At 51.4% G+C, this 15587-nt stretch carries 13 protein-coding genes; 9 read left to right on the plus strand and 4 right to left on the minus strand.

Annotated features, from left to right (window positions below):
• Positions 1-26 precede the first annotated feature (26 nt).
• Positions 27-416: a hypothetical protein gene (locus AWQ23_RS12695; RefSeq protein ID WP_030007777.1), complete on the plus strand. Its 390-nt coding sequence runs from the start codon at positions 27-29 to the stop codon at positions 414-416.
• Between the two features lie 48 nt (positions 417-464).
• On the opposite strand, the gene AWQ23_RS12700 is transcribed toward AWQ23_RS12695, so the two are convergent.
• Positions 465-2033: a glycosyltransferase family 39 protein gene (locus AWQ23_RS12700; protein WP_062435969.1), complete on the minus strand. Its 1569-nt coding sequence runs from the start codon at positions 2031-2033 to the stop codon at positions 465-467.
• Positions 2030-4657 carry a type I DNA topoisomerase gene (gene topA / locus AWQ23_RS12705; RefSeq protein ID WP_062435971.1) on the minus strand — a complete coding sequence of 876 codons (2628 nt, stop codon included), beginning with the start codon at positions 4655-4657 and terminating at the stop codon, positions 2030-2032. The genes AWQ23_RS12700 and topA overlap by 4 nt, the downstream gene beginning before the upstream one ends.
• Before the next feature lie 434 nt (positions 4658-5091).
• Between topA and AWQ23_RS12710 the strand changes: the two genes are divergently transcribed.
• From AWQ23_RS12710 to AWQ23_RS12730, 5 genes are all read left to right on the plus strand, one after another.
• Complete coding sequence (locus tag AWQ23_RS12710) at positions 5092-6672, plus strand: NAD(P)H-quinone oxidoreductase subunit N (protein ID WP_062435973.1); 1581 nt, start codon at positions 5092-5094, stop codon at positions 6670-6672.
• 102 nt (positions 6673-6774) lie between these two features.
• Positions 6775-7149, plus strand: coding sequence for a ferredoxin (locus AWQ23_RS12715; RefSeq protein WP_012308143.1), 375 nt, complete (start codon positions 6775-6777; stop codon positions 7147-7149).
• 101 nt (positions 7150-7250) lie between these two features.
• Positions 7251-7769, plus strand: coding sequence for an adenine phosphoribosyltransferase (locus AWQ23_RS12720; RefSeq protein WP_030007782.1), 519 nt, complete (start codon positions 7251-7253; stop codon positions 7767-7769).
• 31 nt (positions 7770-7800) lie between these two features.
• Entirely contained in the window at positions 7801-8820 is a 1020-nt protein-coding gene (locus AWQ23_RS12725) for an ABC transporter permease (RefSeq protein WP_030007783.1), read from the plus strand.
• Positions 8821-8928: 108 nt separating this feature from the next.
• Positions 8929-10158: a hypothetical protein gene (locus AWQ23_RS12730; RefSeq protein WP_062435975.1), complete on the plus strand. Its 1230-nt coding sequence runs from the start codon at positions 8929-8931 to the stop codon at positions 10156-10158.
• A gap of 8 nt (positions 10159-10166) precedes the next feature.
• Here the strand turns inward: AWQ23_RS12730 and AWQ23_RS12735 are convergent, their stop codons facing one another.
• Positions 10167-11591 (minus strand): efflux RND transporter periplasmic adaptor subunit, encoded by a 1425-nt coding sequence (locus AWQ23_RS12735; protein ID WP_062435977.1) that lies wholly within the window; start codon positions 11589-11591, stop codon positions 10167-10169.
• Positions 11592-11762: 171 nt separating this feature from the next.
• Between AWQ23_RS12735 and AWQ23_RS12740 the strand changes: the two genes are divergently transcribed.
• The 3 genes from AWQ23_RS12740 to AWQ23_RS12750 are packed head-to-tail and all read left to right on the plus strand — an operon-like array spanning position 11763 to position 14862.
• Complete coding sequence (locus tag AWQ23_RS12740) at positions 11763-12647, plus strand: tetratricopeptide repeat protein (RefSeq protein ID WP_062435978.1); 885 nt, start codon at positions 11763-11765, stop codon at positions 12645-12647.
• A gap of 58 nt (positions 12648-12705) precedes the next feature.
• Positions 12706-13932: an ABC transporter ATP-binding protein gene (locus AWQ23_RS12745; RefSeq protein WP_062435981.1), complete on the plus strand. Its 1227-nt coding sequence runs from the start codon at positions 12706-12708 to the stop codon at positions 13930-13932.
• 42 nt (positions 13933-13974) lie between these two features.
• Positions 13975-14862 (plus strand): DUF4922 domain-containing protein, encoded by an 888-nt coding sequence (locus AWQ23_RS12750; RefSeq protein ID WP_030007787.1) that lies wholly within the window; start codon positions 13975-13977, stop codon positions 14860-14862.
• 13 nt (positions 14863-14875) lie between these two features.
• Here AWQ23_RS12750 and AWQ23_RS12755 read toward each other — a convergent pair whose 3' ends face one another.
• The gene (locus tag AWQ23_RS12755; protein WP_030007788.1) at positions 14876-15535 is read right to left on the minus strand and encodes a M23 family metallopeptidase; all 660 of its coding nucleotides are present in this window, start codon (positions 15533-15535) and stop codon (positions 14876-14878) included.
• Positions 15536-15587: the final 52 nt, after the last annotated feature.

Below are 15587 nucleotides of genomic sequence, written 5' to 3' on the forward strand. Positions count from 1 at the left end.
GTTAATAAAGTTTTGTTAAAAAATCCATGGAAGAATATTATTACTACTACATTCCGCAGCCGCCGTTTTTGTTGGTAGGCCTTGGCTTGTTTATTGCCCTAACCAGCGGCTTTGCGTTCCAGAGTACCCTGAAGCTCAAAGCACGGGGGATTGTTGCCAATAACGACGATATTCGCAAACAGTTATCCACCATTGATTTACAGCTCCCCCTATTTGGCATTGGTATGGGCATGAGTATTTTTCTCGCCAGTGGTTTAGAAGTCTTTTTTATCCCCGCTTGGTTTGCCTACAGCTTGTCTTTACCTTTAACTATCGGCACTGTAGGTCTTTTATGGAAACAATTGGAGCGAGTCTTTGCCATTCTCCGGGAAGGCGGGTCAAAAGCCTTAGAAGTTGATTCTTTCAATATTTTTTAAAGCCAATTTAGCGCCCAACACAACCGAATTATCGCTCAATCGCCTCCTTTAGTCCGGGAAAAAATGCACCAGGTTAAATCCTGAGGCTCGTCCCAGCAGTTCAAAGGGAGGCAATGCTTCTTTTAGGGCCGGTTGTTCTGTCAACAAATCTTGGTGAATGAGCCAATATTGCTCGCCAACGGGCGCTTCGAGGGGCTGGGGACGCACAGGGCGATCGCCATAGAAATCTAAGCTGGGCCGACTGTAATCGAAGGTGGTGAAAATAATCGCATCGGCTGGGGTTTCCGCCCGAATAATGGCGGCAATGGGTTTGACCGGAAAAGCTTCGTTAATTTCCCAGACCCAAGCCTGGGAGCAAAACAGCAGAGCTAAACCGCAATACATTCCTCCCACCAAAATATAAAGAGCCTGGGGCCGGGGCCAAAGCCAGGTAGTCACGGCAAACATCCCCCCTAGGGTCAAGGCCATTAAAATTAAGGGAATCTGGGGATCTGTGAAGTAGAGATAAATACCTCCCCCCAAAGCGGCGATCGCCAACAACCCAAATAGCCCCCGCAGAAACATCGCCTTGCGTGGTGGTGCATCCCAGAATTTCGCTAAGTAATGTCCCAGCGCAAGGGCCAAAAACGGGTAAACCGGCATCACATACCAGGGCAATTTTGTCCCCATCGCAGAAATTAAACCCAGATAAAAGATGCTGCCCGTCAAAATTAATTTGCTGCTGGATATTTGGCGGGTCTGCCAAATATATTGATAACTTTGGGGTAGAAAAAATAACCAAGGGGCCGTGTATTTGGCTATTTCTAATAAATAAAACCAGGGGGGCTCTTGGTGACTTTCAACGGTACTGGCGACCCGGTCAAACCCTTGATTGAAAAAATGAACCTGAATAAAAGTCGCACCATAATGCTGAATTTGCGCCCCATACCAGAGAAGCACCGGGCAAGCGCCGAGACCCAACCCCAGCCAAATATAGGAATTTTTAAAAATAAACCAGCGGCGATCCCAAATCACAAACAACAGGGCGATCGCCCCCAGGGGAAGCATTAATAACCCCTTGACAAAGGCAATGATACCCAAGCCCAGACCGAAGCCCAGTCCCCAGATGGGGGATTTTTGCGCCTTGAGTAAACACCAGAGACTGAAGATGAGGGCCGTTAAAACCAGACCATCAAGCATCAGCAGACGACCATGGCGTACCATAGGTAAGAGGGTGAGATAGACCAAGGCACTCCACAGGGCAGGCGATCGCCCCTGGAATAATTGCCGTCCGAGGCAGTAGAGGAGAGGCACTCCCAGGGCACTGCCGAGAGCCCCCGGTAAGCGACTTGTCCATTCATTCACGCCACCGAGGGTATAGCTACTGGCCACGAGCCAATCCATTAAGGGGGGTTTCAGCAGGTAAGGATCGCCGAATTGGGTGGGATGCAACCAGTTGCCGGTACGGAAAATTTCCCGCGCCACCAGTGCCCTGGTGCCTTCATCCCAATCCCGGATGGGCATATTTCCCAGATTCAGGCAAAACAAAAAAAGGGCCGCTAGGCTTAAACCTAAGATAATTTGGCGATCGCCAAGGGTTTGGCCCCAATCTTCCCACCGACGCTTGCTATGGCTCATGAAGAAGTTTTTGTTTTACGGCTGGTGGTTTTTTTTGCTGTTGTTTTCTTTTTTGTTGTCGAACGCTTCTTGGTTGCTTTGCTACCCGCTTTTTCGGCGATTAGTTCGAGGGCCTTTTCGAGGGTAATTGTTTCTACGGTTTCTCCTTCTGGCAAACCTGCATTCACTTTTAGGTGATTCACGTAGATACCATAAGGGCCTTCATAAACATTGACTGGTTCGTTATCAGCGGGATGTTTCCCCAGTTCCTTCAGGGGCGTCTTTGTTTTGCCCCGGCCACGGGAACGCTTTGGTTGCGCTAACAGTTCCATGGCCCGTTCAAAATCGATCGTAAAAAGATTGTCTTCTTTTTTAAGAGACCGATAATCTTTACCTTCTTTCCCTTGGTCATGAACAACATAGGGGCCAAAGCGACCGAGACCCACTTTAACGGGTTTGTTGGTTTCGGGGTGTTCTCCCAATAGGCGCGGTAATGCCAGTAGATCCACAGCCATCTGTAGGGTGAGCTCTTCAGGCTTAACGGTTTTGGGGAGGGAAGCACGCTTGGGCTTTTTCTTCTCTTCAGTGACTTCGCCTAGTTGAACATAGGGGCCATAGCTACCCACAAGTAAATAGATGGGATCGCCTGTTTCAGGGTGCGTCCCCAATTGTTCGGGGCCTTCGGTTTTTTGTTTGAGGATTGTTTCAACCTGCTCCGGATCGAGATCAGCGGGGGTTAAGTCCGCTGGTAGGGATGCAGTGATCGTTTCTTCGCCGTTAGCAGCTTCAATGTAGGGGCCAAAGCGACCAATTTTGACTTTCACGGGGAGGTTTTCGATGGCGATCGCCTTCGCGGTGGCCGGATCAATATTTTCCTCGCGCACTTTTACTTGGGTACCCAGGCCATCATCTCCGAGGTAGAAATTTTTTAGATAAGGCAACCATTGGGCTTTGCCGGTGGCAATCTCATCGAGGGTTTGTTCCATTTGGGAGGTGAAATCTGTATCCACCAGATTGGGGAAATGTTCCTCCAGAAGGGCCGTCACCGCAAAGGCTGTAAAGGTGGGGGTCAAGGCTTTATCGCGAATTTGCACATAACCGCGATCAACGATGGTGCCGATAATTGTGGCGTAGGTGCTGGGGCGACCAATGCCTTTGCTTTCAAGGGCTTTGACCAAACTGGCCTCGGTATAACGGGCCGGGGGTTGAGTATTGTGATCGACTTCTTCTAGTTTTTTGCAGGTGGGTTGGTCGCCTTCCTTGAGATCGGGAAGCACCACTTCTTGGTTTTCGAGGGCAGCATCGGGATCATCAGAGCCTTCCACATAGGCCCGGAAAAAGCCCGGAAAATCAATGCGTTTACCAGCAGAACGGAACTCGGCATCATCGACCTTGAGAATGACAGACAGTTGCGTGAGACGAGCATCGGCCATCTGACAGGCGACGGTGCGTTTCCAAATGAGGTCATAGAGGGCTAACTCTCGACCACTGAGACCCGTTTCCTGGGGCGTGCGAAAGCTGTTGCCCGCAGGCCGGATTGCTTCGTGGGCTTCCTGGGCACCTTTACTTTTCGTTTTGTATTGGCGCACCTTGGGGCTGAGGTATTCTTTGCCGTATTTTTCTTCAACACAACTACGCGCCGCGGCGATCGCCTGTTCGGAAAGATGCACCGAGTCCGTCCGCATGTAGGTAATGTAGCCCTCTTCGTAGAGCTTCTGGGCGGTACGCATGGTATCCCGCGCCGAAATACCGAGTTTGCGGTTGGCTTCCTGTTGCAGGGTAGAGGTGGTAAAGGGGGGCGACGGGCGGCGGGTACTGGGTTTTTCTTCGGTTTTGCTGACCGTCCAGGGTTGATCTTGTAAACGCTCCTTGAGGGCGATCGCCTCTGCTTGGGAGAGGACAACAACTTTTTTCCCTTTGCTGAGTTTCCCCGTGGCCGCATCAAAGTCACTCCCGGACGCTAATTTCTTGCCGCCGAGGGTGATCAGCTTGGCCTCAAATTTTGATTTCTTCTGGAGTAATTCTGCCTTGAGGTCCCAATAATTGGCCGACTGAAAGGCCTGCCGTTCCCGTTCCCGTTGCACCAACAAGCGTACAGACACCGATTGTACCCGTCCCGCCGAGAGGCCCTTGGCAATTTTGCGCCAGAGTAAGGGCGAGAGGGTGTAGCCCACCAAACGGTCTAAAATCCGGCGGGTTTCCTGGGCATGAACGAGGTTTTCGTCAATTTCCCGGCAATTGGTTAAAGCTTTTTGGATCGCCTCTTGGGTGATTTCATGGAAGACCATCCGTTTAATCGGCACCTTGGGCTTGAGCACTTCGAGCAAATGCCAGCTAATACTTTCCCCTTCGCGGTCTTCGTCCGTTGCCAGGATTAACTCATCGGCTTCTTTGAGGGCTTGCTTGAGTTCGGTGACAACTTTCTTTTTTTTCTTCGGCACGATGTAGAGGGGTGCGAAGTTATTTTCCACATTGACCCCAAGCTGAGACCAGGGCTGCCCTTTTTGTTCCTTGGGGATTTCCTCGGCAGAGGAGGGTAAATCGCGGATATGGCCCATGGATGCCGTCACATGATATCCCTTCGGTAGATAGTTCCGAATGGTACGGGCTTTGGTCGGGGATTCAACGATGACAAGGGTAGACATGGGCTGTCAAAAAAGTGAGGGTTTAGGTGTTTAGGCTTCTGATATACCTTACATATCTAATCAATGGCCCATAAGCCCCTGTTTCGTCAAGGATTAAATTTTTCTAAGTCTCCGGGATAGAACCGGGAATTCAGGCGTTTACCCTGTTTTTAAGGTTTTGTTGCACGGCAACGGGTTGAAATCCCCGTCCTTTGGGGCGTACCATGGGTTGATACATCTTGACCACTGCATCCCGCAGCGCAAATTTAAGCCCAGCGGGTCGTGTCGCAAGAGAAAGTATTGGGTCTGGGGAACCCGGACGCCTGCCTGTGGAGGCAATGTAAGACCAAAAGAACGACTGAGATCTAGAGGCCATTGCTGTCGAATCAGGAAGCTCTGCCCGTCTGTGGTGGGGTAGTTCACTGGAAGTTGGTTCACTAAGCCGAAGAGCAAAGATGGATTTTTCAAGCACTGTGGCAAGCCAGTTGTACACTGGGGCAATTCTGCCGGAAAGTATCGTTATTTTGACCCTCATCGTTGTTTTGGTGGGGGATTTAATTGTCGGACGCGCTCGTTCGGGTTGGATTCCCTACGCGGCGATCGCCGGACTGTTGGGGTCAGTATTCGCCTTGTACCTCGGTTGGGATAATCCCCATCCCGTTGCCTTTTTGGGGGCATTTAACAGCGATAACCTCAGTATTTTATTCCGGGGCATCATTGTCCTGTCTACGGCCTTCACGATCATGATGTCGGTGCGCTATGTGGAACGTTCCGGCACCGCCCTCTCTGAATTTATCTGCATCTTGCTCACGGCCACCCTGGGGGGGATGTTCCTCTCTGGGGCGAATGAGTTGGTGATGATTTTTGTCTCCCTCGAAATGCTTAGTATCTCGTCTTATCTACTGACGGGCTACATGAAGCGAGACCCCCGTTCCAATGAGGCCGCCCTCAAGTATTTGTTAATTGGGGCCGCGAGTTCGGCGATTTTCCTCTACGGTGTGTCTTTGCTCTACGGCCTATCGGGTGGCAAGACAATTCTCAGTGAGATTGCCCTTGGATTTACGGATCCCCAGGGGGGCCAGTCTCTTGCGTTGGCGATCGCCCTGGTCTTTGCGATCGCCGGGATCGCCTTCAAGATTTCAGCGGTGCCCTTCCACCAATGGACGCCTGACGTTTACGAAGGTTCGCCTACCCCCGTTGTTGCGTTTCTCTCGGTGGGTTCCAAGGCCGCTGGTTTCGCCCTGGCGATCCGTTTATTGGTGACTGTCTTTAACCCCGTGAGCGAAGAATGGCACTTCATTTTCACAGCTTTGGCGATCCTCAGTATGGTCTTGGGGAACGTGGTGGCCCTGGCGCAAACCAGCATGAAGCGGATGTTGGCCTATTCTTCCATTGCCCAGGCGGGTTTTGTGATGATTGGCCTCGTTGCGGGGACTGATGCGGGCTATTCCAGCGTAATTTTCTATCTGCTGGTGTATTTGTTCATGAACCTCGGTGCATTTACCTGTGTGATTCTTTTCTCTCTCCGGACGGGCACAGACCAAATCGCGGAGTACGCAGGACTTTACCAAAAAGATCCGTTACTAACCCTCGGCCTCAGTGTTTGCCTACTCTCCCTTGGGGGCATTCCGCCATTAGCTGGGTTCTTCGGGAAAATTTATCTGTTCTGGGCAGGCTGGCAAGCGGGCCTCTATGGCTTAGTGCTGTTGGGTTTGATCACCAGTGTGATTTCGATCTACTACTACATCCGCGTGATTAAGATGATGGTGGTCAAGGAACCCCAGGAAATGTCTGATTCTGTGCGCAATTATCCAGCGGTCACTTGGACGGCTGTGGGGATGAAACCTTTACAAGTGGGTCTGGTGCTGTCGGTGATTATCACGTCTTTGGCGGGGATTCTCTCGAATCCGTTGTTTGTGATTGCGGATCAATCTGTCACCAGTACACCGATGTTGCAAGCGGCAAATCATCCTACAGAACAGGTCGTTGCCCAAGTAGACAGCGAGCTGGTTGGAGTGGCGATCGCCGATCACTAGACAACGGCAAAACAATATTTTCAGTTCAAGATGATGACCCTCTGCCGCAATTGGTAGGGGGTTTTGATTAGCATGGGAGCAGAGTTCGACTGAGCAAACGACATGACCCGTACAGTGTTGATCTGTTGTCACCATACCTGTCCAAAACAGGGTTCAACGGCGATTTTGGCCGCCTTCCAAGCCCAAGCGCCGGCGGATGTTGAAGTGCGACAGGCTGGTTGTTTTGGGGAATGTGGCAATGGCCCCCTGGTGCGCGTGCTGCCCGATGAGGTGTGGTATGCCCATGTGCAACAAGCCGATATTCCAGCAATTGTTAAACAGCATTTGCGCCAAAACCGACCCGTCAAACAGAAGCTCTATGGCAAATTTCACCAACCCAATCACGGGGCGATCGCCGCTCTCTTTTTATTTTTTTCCTTTTTCGGCTTTCTGATCGGGCTATGTTGGCTCTTGGCTAGTCACACGGAAGTCTTTTGAAAATCATGAAAATAAGCTGGCCGCCAGTGATGTTTACGCGCCAGAACTCGCTAAGATGAGGGGCGATCGCCTTTTATTCCTGTTAAACCGCTCTAAAAACTATGGATCTAAAATCCCTGATTCGTGACATCCCCGATTTCCCCAAGCCCGGCATTCTCTTCCGCGACATTACTACCCTCCTCAACCACCCCGAAGGCATGCGCTACACCATGGATGCCCTAGTGCAACTCTGCCTTGAAGCCAACCTCAAACCCGATCATGTGGTGGGGATGGAGTCTAGGGGGTTTATCTTTGGGCCGACCCTCGCCTATAACCTCAATGCTGGTTTTGTGCCCGTGCGTAAACCCGGCAAACTCCCCGCCGCCGTCCACACCGTTGAATACGAACTTGAATACGGCACCGACACCCTTGAAATTCACCAGGATGCCGTGGGGTCTGGGGACAAAATTGTCATCGTCGATGACCTGATCGCCACCGGAGGCACCGCCAAAGCCACCGCAGAACTGCTTACAAAAATTGGCTGTGACATCATTGGTTTTGTGTTTATCGTCGAACTCCTAGATCTTAAGGGCCGCGATCGCCTGCCAGACGCCCCCGTGCTTTCCCTCATACAATACTAGGCAGGATTTGGAACACCCGATTTAACCCCCAATGAGCATTCGTAATCCCCTAACGATCTTTGACCGAGAAACGATTTTTTATATCTTAAAGCGCCTACTCCAGGCGATTTTTACCCTATTTTTGGCTTCGATCCTGAGCTTTGTGATTATCCAATTGGCTCCAGGGGATTACCTTGATGCCCTCCGGCAGAACCCGAAGATGACCGAGGAGACGCTCCTAGACCTCCAAAGTCGTTTCGGCCTCGATCAACCGATTCTGACCCAATATGGCCGCTGGCTATGGCGGGTGGTGCGCTACTTTGATTTTGGCATTAGTTTTGAATCCTTCCGGCCTGTCCATGAGCTGCTCCTAGAACGGATGCCCGCCACCCTACTCCTGGCGCTCACGTCAATTATCGGTACCTGGGCGATCGCCATTCCTTTAGGGATTCTCAGTGCCGTGAAGCAAAATACTGTCCTCGATAAATTTTTGCGGGTGATTAGTTACCTCGGCCAGGGTTTGCCCAGCTTTATTACGGCCCTCGCCTTACTGATGGTGGCCCAACAGGTTTCCCCATTACTCCCGGTGGGGGGCATGACCAGTATTAATTTCGTGGATCTCCCCTGGTACGGCAAAATTCTCGATATCGGTTGGCACATGATCCTGCCCACTATTGCCTTGAGCTTAACGGGCTTTGCGGGGCTGCAACGGCTGACCCGGGGTCAACTCTTGGATGTGTTGCGGCAAGATTATATCCAAACGGCGCGGGCCAAGGGCTTACCAGAAAATCGTGTGATCTATGTCCACGCCCTCCGCAATGCGATTAATCCCCTCATTACCCTGCTTGGCTTTGAATTTGCCAGTCTGTTGAGTGGCTCGTTTATTTCTGAATTTTTCTTTAACTGGCCGGGCCTGGGAACTTTGACGTTACAAGCGGTGCAATCCCAGGATTTGTATTTAGTCATGGCGGCCCTGATGATGAGTGCAACCATGCTCATTGTGGGGAATCTCCTGGCAGATTTGATGTTAAAGTTTGCTGATCCCCGCATTAAATTAGACGATTTGAAGTAATTGCATCATGGCCTCCAGAAGGCGCCACAGCAGCAAAGATTTATGACCAAGGTTCCCCCGTTGGGGCTTCTTTTCCTAGAGTAGAGAAAACGACGGGGGACTTATTTTATGGTGCGTTGGCTGAAGCGTCTTTGGCGGAATCTTGTCCGTAAATCGACCCATGTCCGTCAGGCACCACTCAATAAAGTGAGTATTGTGATCCTGATTTTGATCGACATTTTTGTGTTGATCAACGTGTTTCAGGGTCTTGATAGTGTTGGTAACTGGCCCCTTTCGCCCCAGGAACGGTATCCTTGCTACCGGGTTTATCAGACCTATCAAAATAGCGATAACTCCGATAAAGACTTCACCTGGGTAATGGAGATGTTGGGGGATTATCCTTCCCAAGACATTCAGCCCGTTGAAACAGAAGGGCGCTTGGGGAAAGTTTCTGGCCAGTGCGATCGCCTTTTGGCCCTCACATCAACGGTAAAAAATCCGGAAACCCTGACTTTATCCAAAGAGATTCAGAATTTACAAACCCAAATTAATGAAGTCAACCAACGCATTGCCACCTACAAAGAGCAATATGATTCGACGCTTTTAGAAGAAATTGCGGGTCAAGATCCGAATCAATCGATCAACGAAACAACGGCAGCCCAAACCAAGGCGGAGATTGAGGCCGCCGAAGCCCAAAAAGCAACCCTGACCGGGACCCTAGATCGTAAAAAAGCCGAGCTTCTTAATCAATCAGAGGTACAGGCTTATTTAACGGCCATTGGCGATCGCCAATTTTTTGCGACTTTAAAACAGGATTTTGAACGGGCTGAATTTTGGCACCCCAATCGGCAATTCTTTTTGCAGACCCTTTTCCTCTTACCGCTGATTCTCATTAGCTATTTTTGGCATCGTCAGGCTGTGGAGCGGCACCGGGGAACCCAGGCGCTTTTAAGTTGGCATTTATTACTTATTTTCCTGATCCCCCTGCTAATTAAAATTCTCCAATTTATCCAGTTTGGGAATCTAGTGCGGGCGATTTTTGATGTCTTGATCGCAATTTTTGGTGGCTTAGTTTTTATTTCTAGCTATCTGCTGATCTTGATTATTCCGCTGTTGGGCTTTGGCTTGATTAAATTTCTCCAGCGGTTTGTTTTTAATCCCAAAGTCCAGGCGAAAAGTCGCATTCAAAAACAGCGCTGCATTCAATGTAGTAGTCGGCTCCGCAAAGGCGATCAGTTTTGTCCTTTTTGTGGATTTGAACAATGGATTAGTTGCCCAAACTGTGCGGCAAAAACCTATAAATACACAGAATATTGTCGCCAGTGCGGGGTGGATTTATCGGATTCTCTGCCCCAGTAAATTTAAAATTATTCAGGCCGCTCTAGGTTTTCTGGGAGGTCAATAAAGACCCGGTCTTCTGGGGTGACGCCCCGGACAATCTGGGTGCGATCGCCGACGGTCGCCCCGATGATCACAGGCTTAAATTGGGGAGTGTTATTCGCATCAGGAATGAGCACCCCGGTTTCGCCATTTTCTGTGGCGATCGCCACCGTGGGCACTGTCATCACATTGGTTAAGTTTTGGCCAACGAAAGTAACGTCAGTATTCATCTTCGAGCGGAGAAATTCCCGACCCGATAACAGGGCAATGCGCACCTCAAAGGAAGTCACATTATTTTCGACAATCGCTTCCGGGGCCACCAACAACACCCGTCCCCGAAACACCTGGGCGGGATCCGCATCGGCAACAATTTCCACATCTTGGCCCGGTTCAATTTGCTGAATATCCACCTCCGGCACCCTGGCGACCACTTCCAAACCCCGTGCTAGGGCCAAAATAGACGAAGAGGTGGCCGAGGCCGTACTCGATGCGGCAGTCGTTGGCGTTACAAATGCCCCTTCGGTGGCGAATTTTTGGGTGATCACCCCATCAAAGGGCGCCCGAATAATGCTGTCTTGGAACTGTACCGCCGCAATTTGTCGCTGGGCCTGGGCCTGTTCGAGGGCCGCCGTCAGTTGGGTCAGTTGGGGTTCGGCGTTGCGTTCGAGGCGATCTAGGCTCGCTCTGGCCTCGACGGTGGCAGCGGTAAGGGCTTCGAGTTCGGGATTAGCGGTATTTCTGACCTGGGCTAACCGTTGCTGAGCTTCAAAAAATCGGGCGCTAGCATTGTCAAATTCGTTGCGGACATCGTCATAGGTTTCCTGGGCGATCGCCCCACTGTCGAGGAGTGTTTCAAAGCGTTCAACCTTGTCCTGGGTGCGCTGGAGATTGGCTTGGGCTGCTGCCAGTTGCGCATTGGCTTGATCAATTTCTTTGGGAATGCGTTGTTCCGCCTGTTGCAGTTGGGCTTCGGTGCGAATGTAGCGGGCGCGGGCTTCTTCAATTTCTCCCTGGATACGGGTTTCTGTGGCCCGGAGTTCGGCAATGCGTTGTTTCGTCAGAGATTCAGCACGAATCCCCTCGGCATACAATTCACTATTGTCCATAATTGCCAGTTCTTGGCCTTCGGTGACAACATCTCCCTGTTCCACCAGCAGTTGGGCGAGGCGACCGGGGGTTTTGGGACTGATGTTAACGCTCTGGATCGGTTCGACAATGCCGTTGGCCTCGATGCGCACCGCTAAATTTTCCACTTCAACGGGAACGGTCAGGGCTGCCAGTTGTTCTTCATTCACCCCTGCTTGGCGATCGCCAAACATTCTCGCCACCGGCAGACCAATGAGTAGCACCCCACCAGCTAAGGCCGCCAAGGACAAAACAACTTTTTTGGGGGTGACAAGGGCACCAATCATAGGAATTTTTGCGGGGGGTTGAGTAAACAGGACTAATCCGTAGTCTACTGTAATCCCTCAAAATTGAAATAGTCCCCCGTGGGGAATCTTTTTACAATGGTTTTACGTCAATTGCGGGGGAAAGTCGCTAGACTTGGTTTTAAGAATCGTTGTTTCGTGAAGAGTTGAACCGTGCCTAAACATCGTTGGTTAGTTGCCCTTGGAGCCTGTGTTAGTGTGTTGTGGATGGGAAATAGTCCTGTGCGATCGCAGGCGGTACTGCCCCTGAGGCGGGATTTTGACCAGGCCCAAATGGAACAACAGGGGCTGATGCTCATCGAAGATGCAATTCAACTTTCTCGCTTCCAACAATATGAATGGGCGATTCCCCGGGCCAAACTCGCGACCCAACTGGTGCCAGAACGTTTTGAAGCTTGGTACATTTTGGGCACCCTCCTCGTGCAAGAGCGGGAACTTGATGCCGGGATTCAGGCCCTCACCACAGCAAAACGACTCAATCCCCGTGAAAGTGGTGTCCATAGTATTTTGGGGTCGGCCTATTTCCAACAGGGAGATTATGAAGGGGCACTCCGGTCGCTGAAAACGGCTACCCAGCTTGGGGACAATTCCATCGAAACCCTCTTTGATCTCGGTAATACCCAGTACAAACTCAAGCAATATGATGCGGCGATCGCCACCTACAACCAAGCCGTTGCCCTCGATGCCACCTTTTGGCCGGGGATTAATAATATTGGCTTGATCCAGTACGAACAGGGTAAAGTTGATGCCGCCATTACCAGTTGGCAAAAAGCGATCGCCCTCGACCCCACCGCCGCAGAACCCCAACTCGCCGTTGCCGTGGCCACCTACACCAAGGGCGATCGCGCGAAGGGCTTAGAACTGACCCGTACCGCCCTAGATCTCGATGGTCGTTACGGCGAAATTGATTTCCTCGTGGAAAACCTCTGGGGCGAAAAGTTGATCCAGGCCACCCAAGCTGTATTTGATACACCAACTGTCCAGGCTTTCTTTACAGAACTCGACCGCCGGGCATTTCAACCGGAGATTGAACCCTAGGGACAAGGGTGCGATACCATAAGCATCACTGCTTCTCTGTTGATGGGAAAACATTGCCGTGGCCCAGGTTGTACTCAACGATATTCACAAATCTTTTGCGGATCGCTCCACCGGAAAAATGACCGCCGTCTTGCGGGGGATTAACCTCCAGATCCAGGCGGGGGAATTTATGGTGCTGGTGGGAGCTTCTGGGTGCGGCAAAAGCACATTGCTGCGCCTCATTGCGGGCCTCGAAACGGTGACAACGGGACAAATTGCCATTGGCGATCGCCCGGTGAATGATCTTCCGTCTAAACAGCGAGACATTGCCATGGTGTTCCAAAATTACGCCCTGTATCCCCACCTCAATGTCTATGACAACATTGCCTTTGGGTTGCGGCGGATGCCCACGGCAGAAACGAAAAGCCATTGGCTGCAAAATACTTGGCGGGGCGTCACCAGACCACTCCCAAAATCCCTGCGTTACCAACCGACTGCCGAATTACAGATCCGCCAAAAAGTGCAGCAGGTCGCCCAACTGCTACAGATTGACCATCTCCTCACACGACTCCCGAAACAATTGTCCGGCGGCCAAAAACAACGGGTTGCTTTAGGGCGGGCGATCGCCCGCAATCCCCAGGTTTTTCTGATGGACGAACCCCTTTCTAATTTGGATGCGGCCCTGCGCAGTGAAACCCGCGCCCAGATCGTTCAACTCCAGCGTCAACTGGGGATTACAACGATTTACGTGACCCATGATCAAACCGAAGCAATGACCATGGGTGATCGCATTGCGGTGATGCACCAAGGGGAAATTCTCCAGGTGGCCCCGCCCCTTGAAGTTTATAATCGCCCGGTGAATCGCTTCGTGGCGGAATTTATTGGCTCGCCACCGATGAACTTTCTGTCAGTGCAGTTGACCGTCGCTGGTATTATTGAACATCCCCAATTCCGCTTTCCCATCCCAGAGGGTTGGCGGCCATTACTCCAGCCCTACCAGGGGCGATCGCTCCTCCTCGGCATCCGGCCCGAACACCTCAGCCTCAGTACCGCCGCCCCCGAAAATCTTGAAGTGGCGATCAATCTTGTCGAAGCCCTGGGCAATGAAACCTTCCTCTCGGCTCACCCCGTTGACTTGCCGCTACAAAATCTCAAGGTGCGCATTCCCCCCAAGGCTAAGGTTGCCCCCCAGGAAAAAGTCTGGTTGGCCTTTGATTTAGAGCAACTCCACTTTTTTGATCCAGAGACGGAATTTAGCCTCGGTCAACCCCACCCCAAGGGTGAAGCGGAACAACTGATCCGCTAAACTTTGGGATGTTGAGTCGTGTGGCGATCGCCCCAGCACCCTATGAATGAATTGCTGACCAAAATTCAACACACTACGCGCCACGCCAAACAGGTAGGGGCGCTGCATTCTTTGACCACGGCCCAGGAAGTGATTGTTGACCATGGGATTCCCTTTGTGGTGCGCATTTTAGAACAACTCGACCGCAAGGAAAATTATCAAGCGAAACAAGAAAAAGCGAAGGTGAATCCTTTTTTGCCCTACGAGCAAGATTTATTCGTTTGTGATCTGACGCCCCACCATGTCTGTCTGCTGAATAAATTTAACGTCGTTGATCACCATATTTTGATCATCACCCGGGAGTTTCAGCCCCAGGAAACCTGGTTAATGGAGGCGGATTTTACCGCCCTGGCCCATTGTCTCCAACGCCTTGATGGGCTGGCTTTTTATAATGCGGGAGCGATCGCCGGGGCGAGTCAACCCCACAAACATTTGCAATTGATCCCTTTCCAGAGCAATGGGGAAACCTTTTCAGTGCCCATCGACCAAGTGCTGTCCCAGCTCAATGATCGGATGCAGCCCCAGCAAATTCCTCTCTTTCCCTTCATGCACGGGATTATCCCCCTACCCCAGGATTACGACGGCAAAATTTTGTTCGATTGTTACCTCGCCCTGCTGCGTTTTCTTCGCTTTATTGACGGGCCGCTCAACCCCGGTTGGCAAACCCAAGCCTATAATCTCCTCGTTACCCGCCGTTGGATGTTGCTGGTGCAACGGGCCCAGGATCAGTATGAAAAAATTCCAGTGAATTCCCTGGGGTTTGCGGGGGCTCTTTTGGTGCGTAATCAGATGCAGTTAAGCTTGCTCAAAAAATTAACCCCCCTGCAACTATTAGCCTCAGTGGCGGCACAGGGGGATTTATCCCAAAGAGCGATCGCCCCCTTTGAATAAGCCAAAAAACTGGCTATGTGGGCTGTACCAAATCATCCAGGGAAGCCGTGGGCTGGTTGTACATTGCCTGGAGCACAAGGGCCGGATCGACATAGTTCCCGGAATATTTCAAGCCCCAGTGGAGGTGGGGGCCAGTGGTGCGTCCGGTCATCCCAACACGACCAATGCGAGTGCCAGCGCTCACTTCCTGACCAAGCCAAAGCTGAATGCCACCGTTGCGATCCATGAGGAAAGTCCCTTGACCAGAGGAAGAAACATAGCCACTGAGGTGACAGTAGATATGTTCCCAATCACCGGATTTAATCTGGATCATTGTGCCGCAGGCGGTGTTATCCGAAAGGCCCACAACTTTACCACTCCACCAGTTACGGATGTAGCTGCCGAGGGGGGCGGCAATGTCTAAGCCTTGGTGAAATTGGCGTTGGCCACTGGTGGGCGACGTGCGATAGCCAAACCCAGATGTGTAACTTTGAAAATTTTCGACGGGAAAGGAAGCCTGTCGCCAACTGTTGTTGATACTAACGCGGGTTTGGGCCTGGGCGATCGCCAGGGGTGTTGATTGTGGCTGGGGCAGGAGATTAAACCCCAACACAAGGGCCAAGGTCACAGCCCCCAGCAGGATTGGTTTAATCCAGCGGCGAGCACGACGGAGATAAAACTGTAGGTTAAGCATTTACATCAAAGCCTAAAATCCATGGTAAGGGGATGTCCCAGACAAAAAAGAT

The sequence above is a fragment of the Picosynechococcus sp. PCC 73109 genome (genome assembly GCF_001521855.1).
Lineage (GTDB): Bacteria > Cyanobacteriota > Cyanobacteriia > Cyanobacteriales > MRBY01 > MRBY01.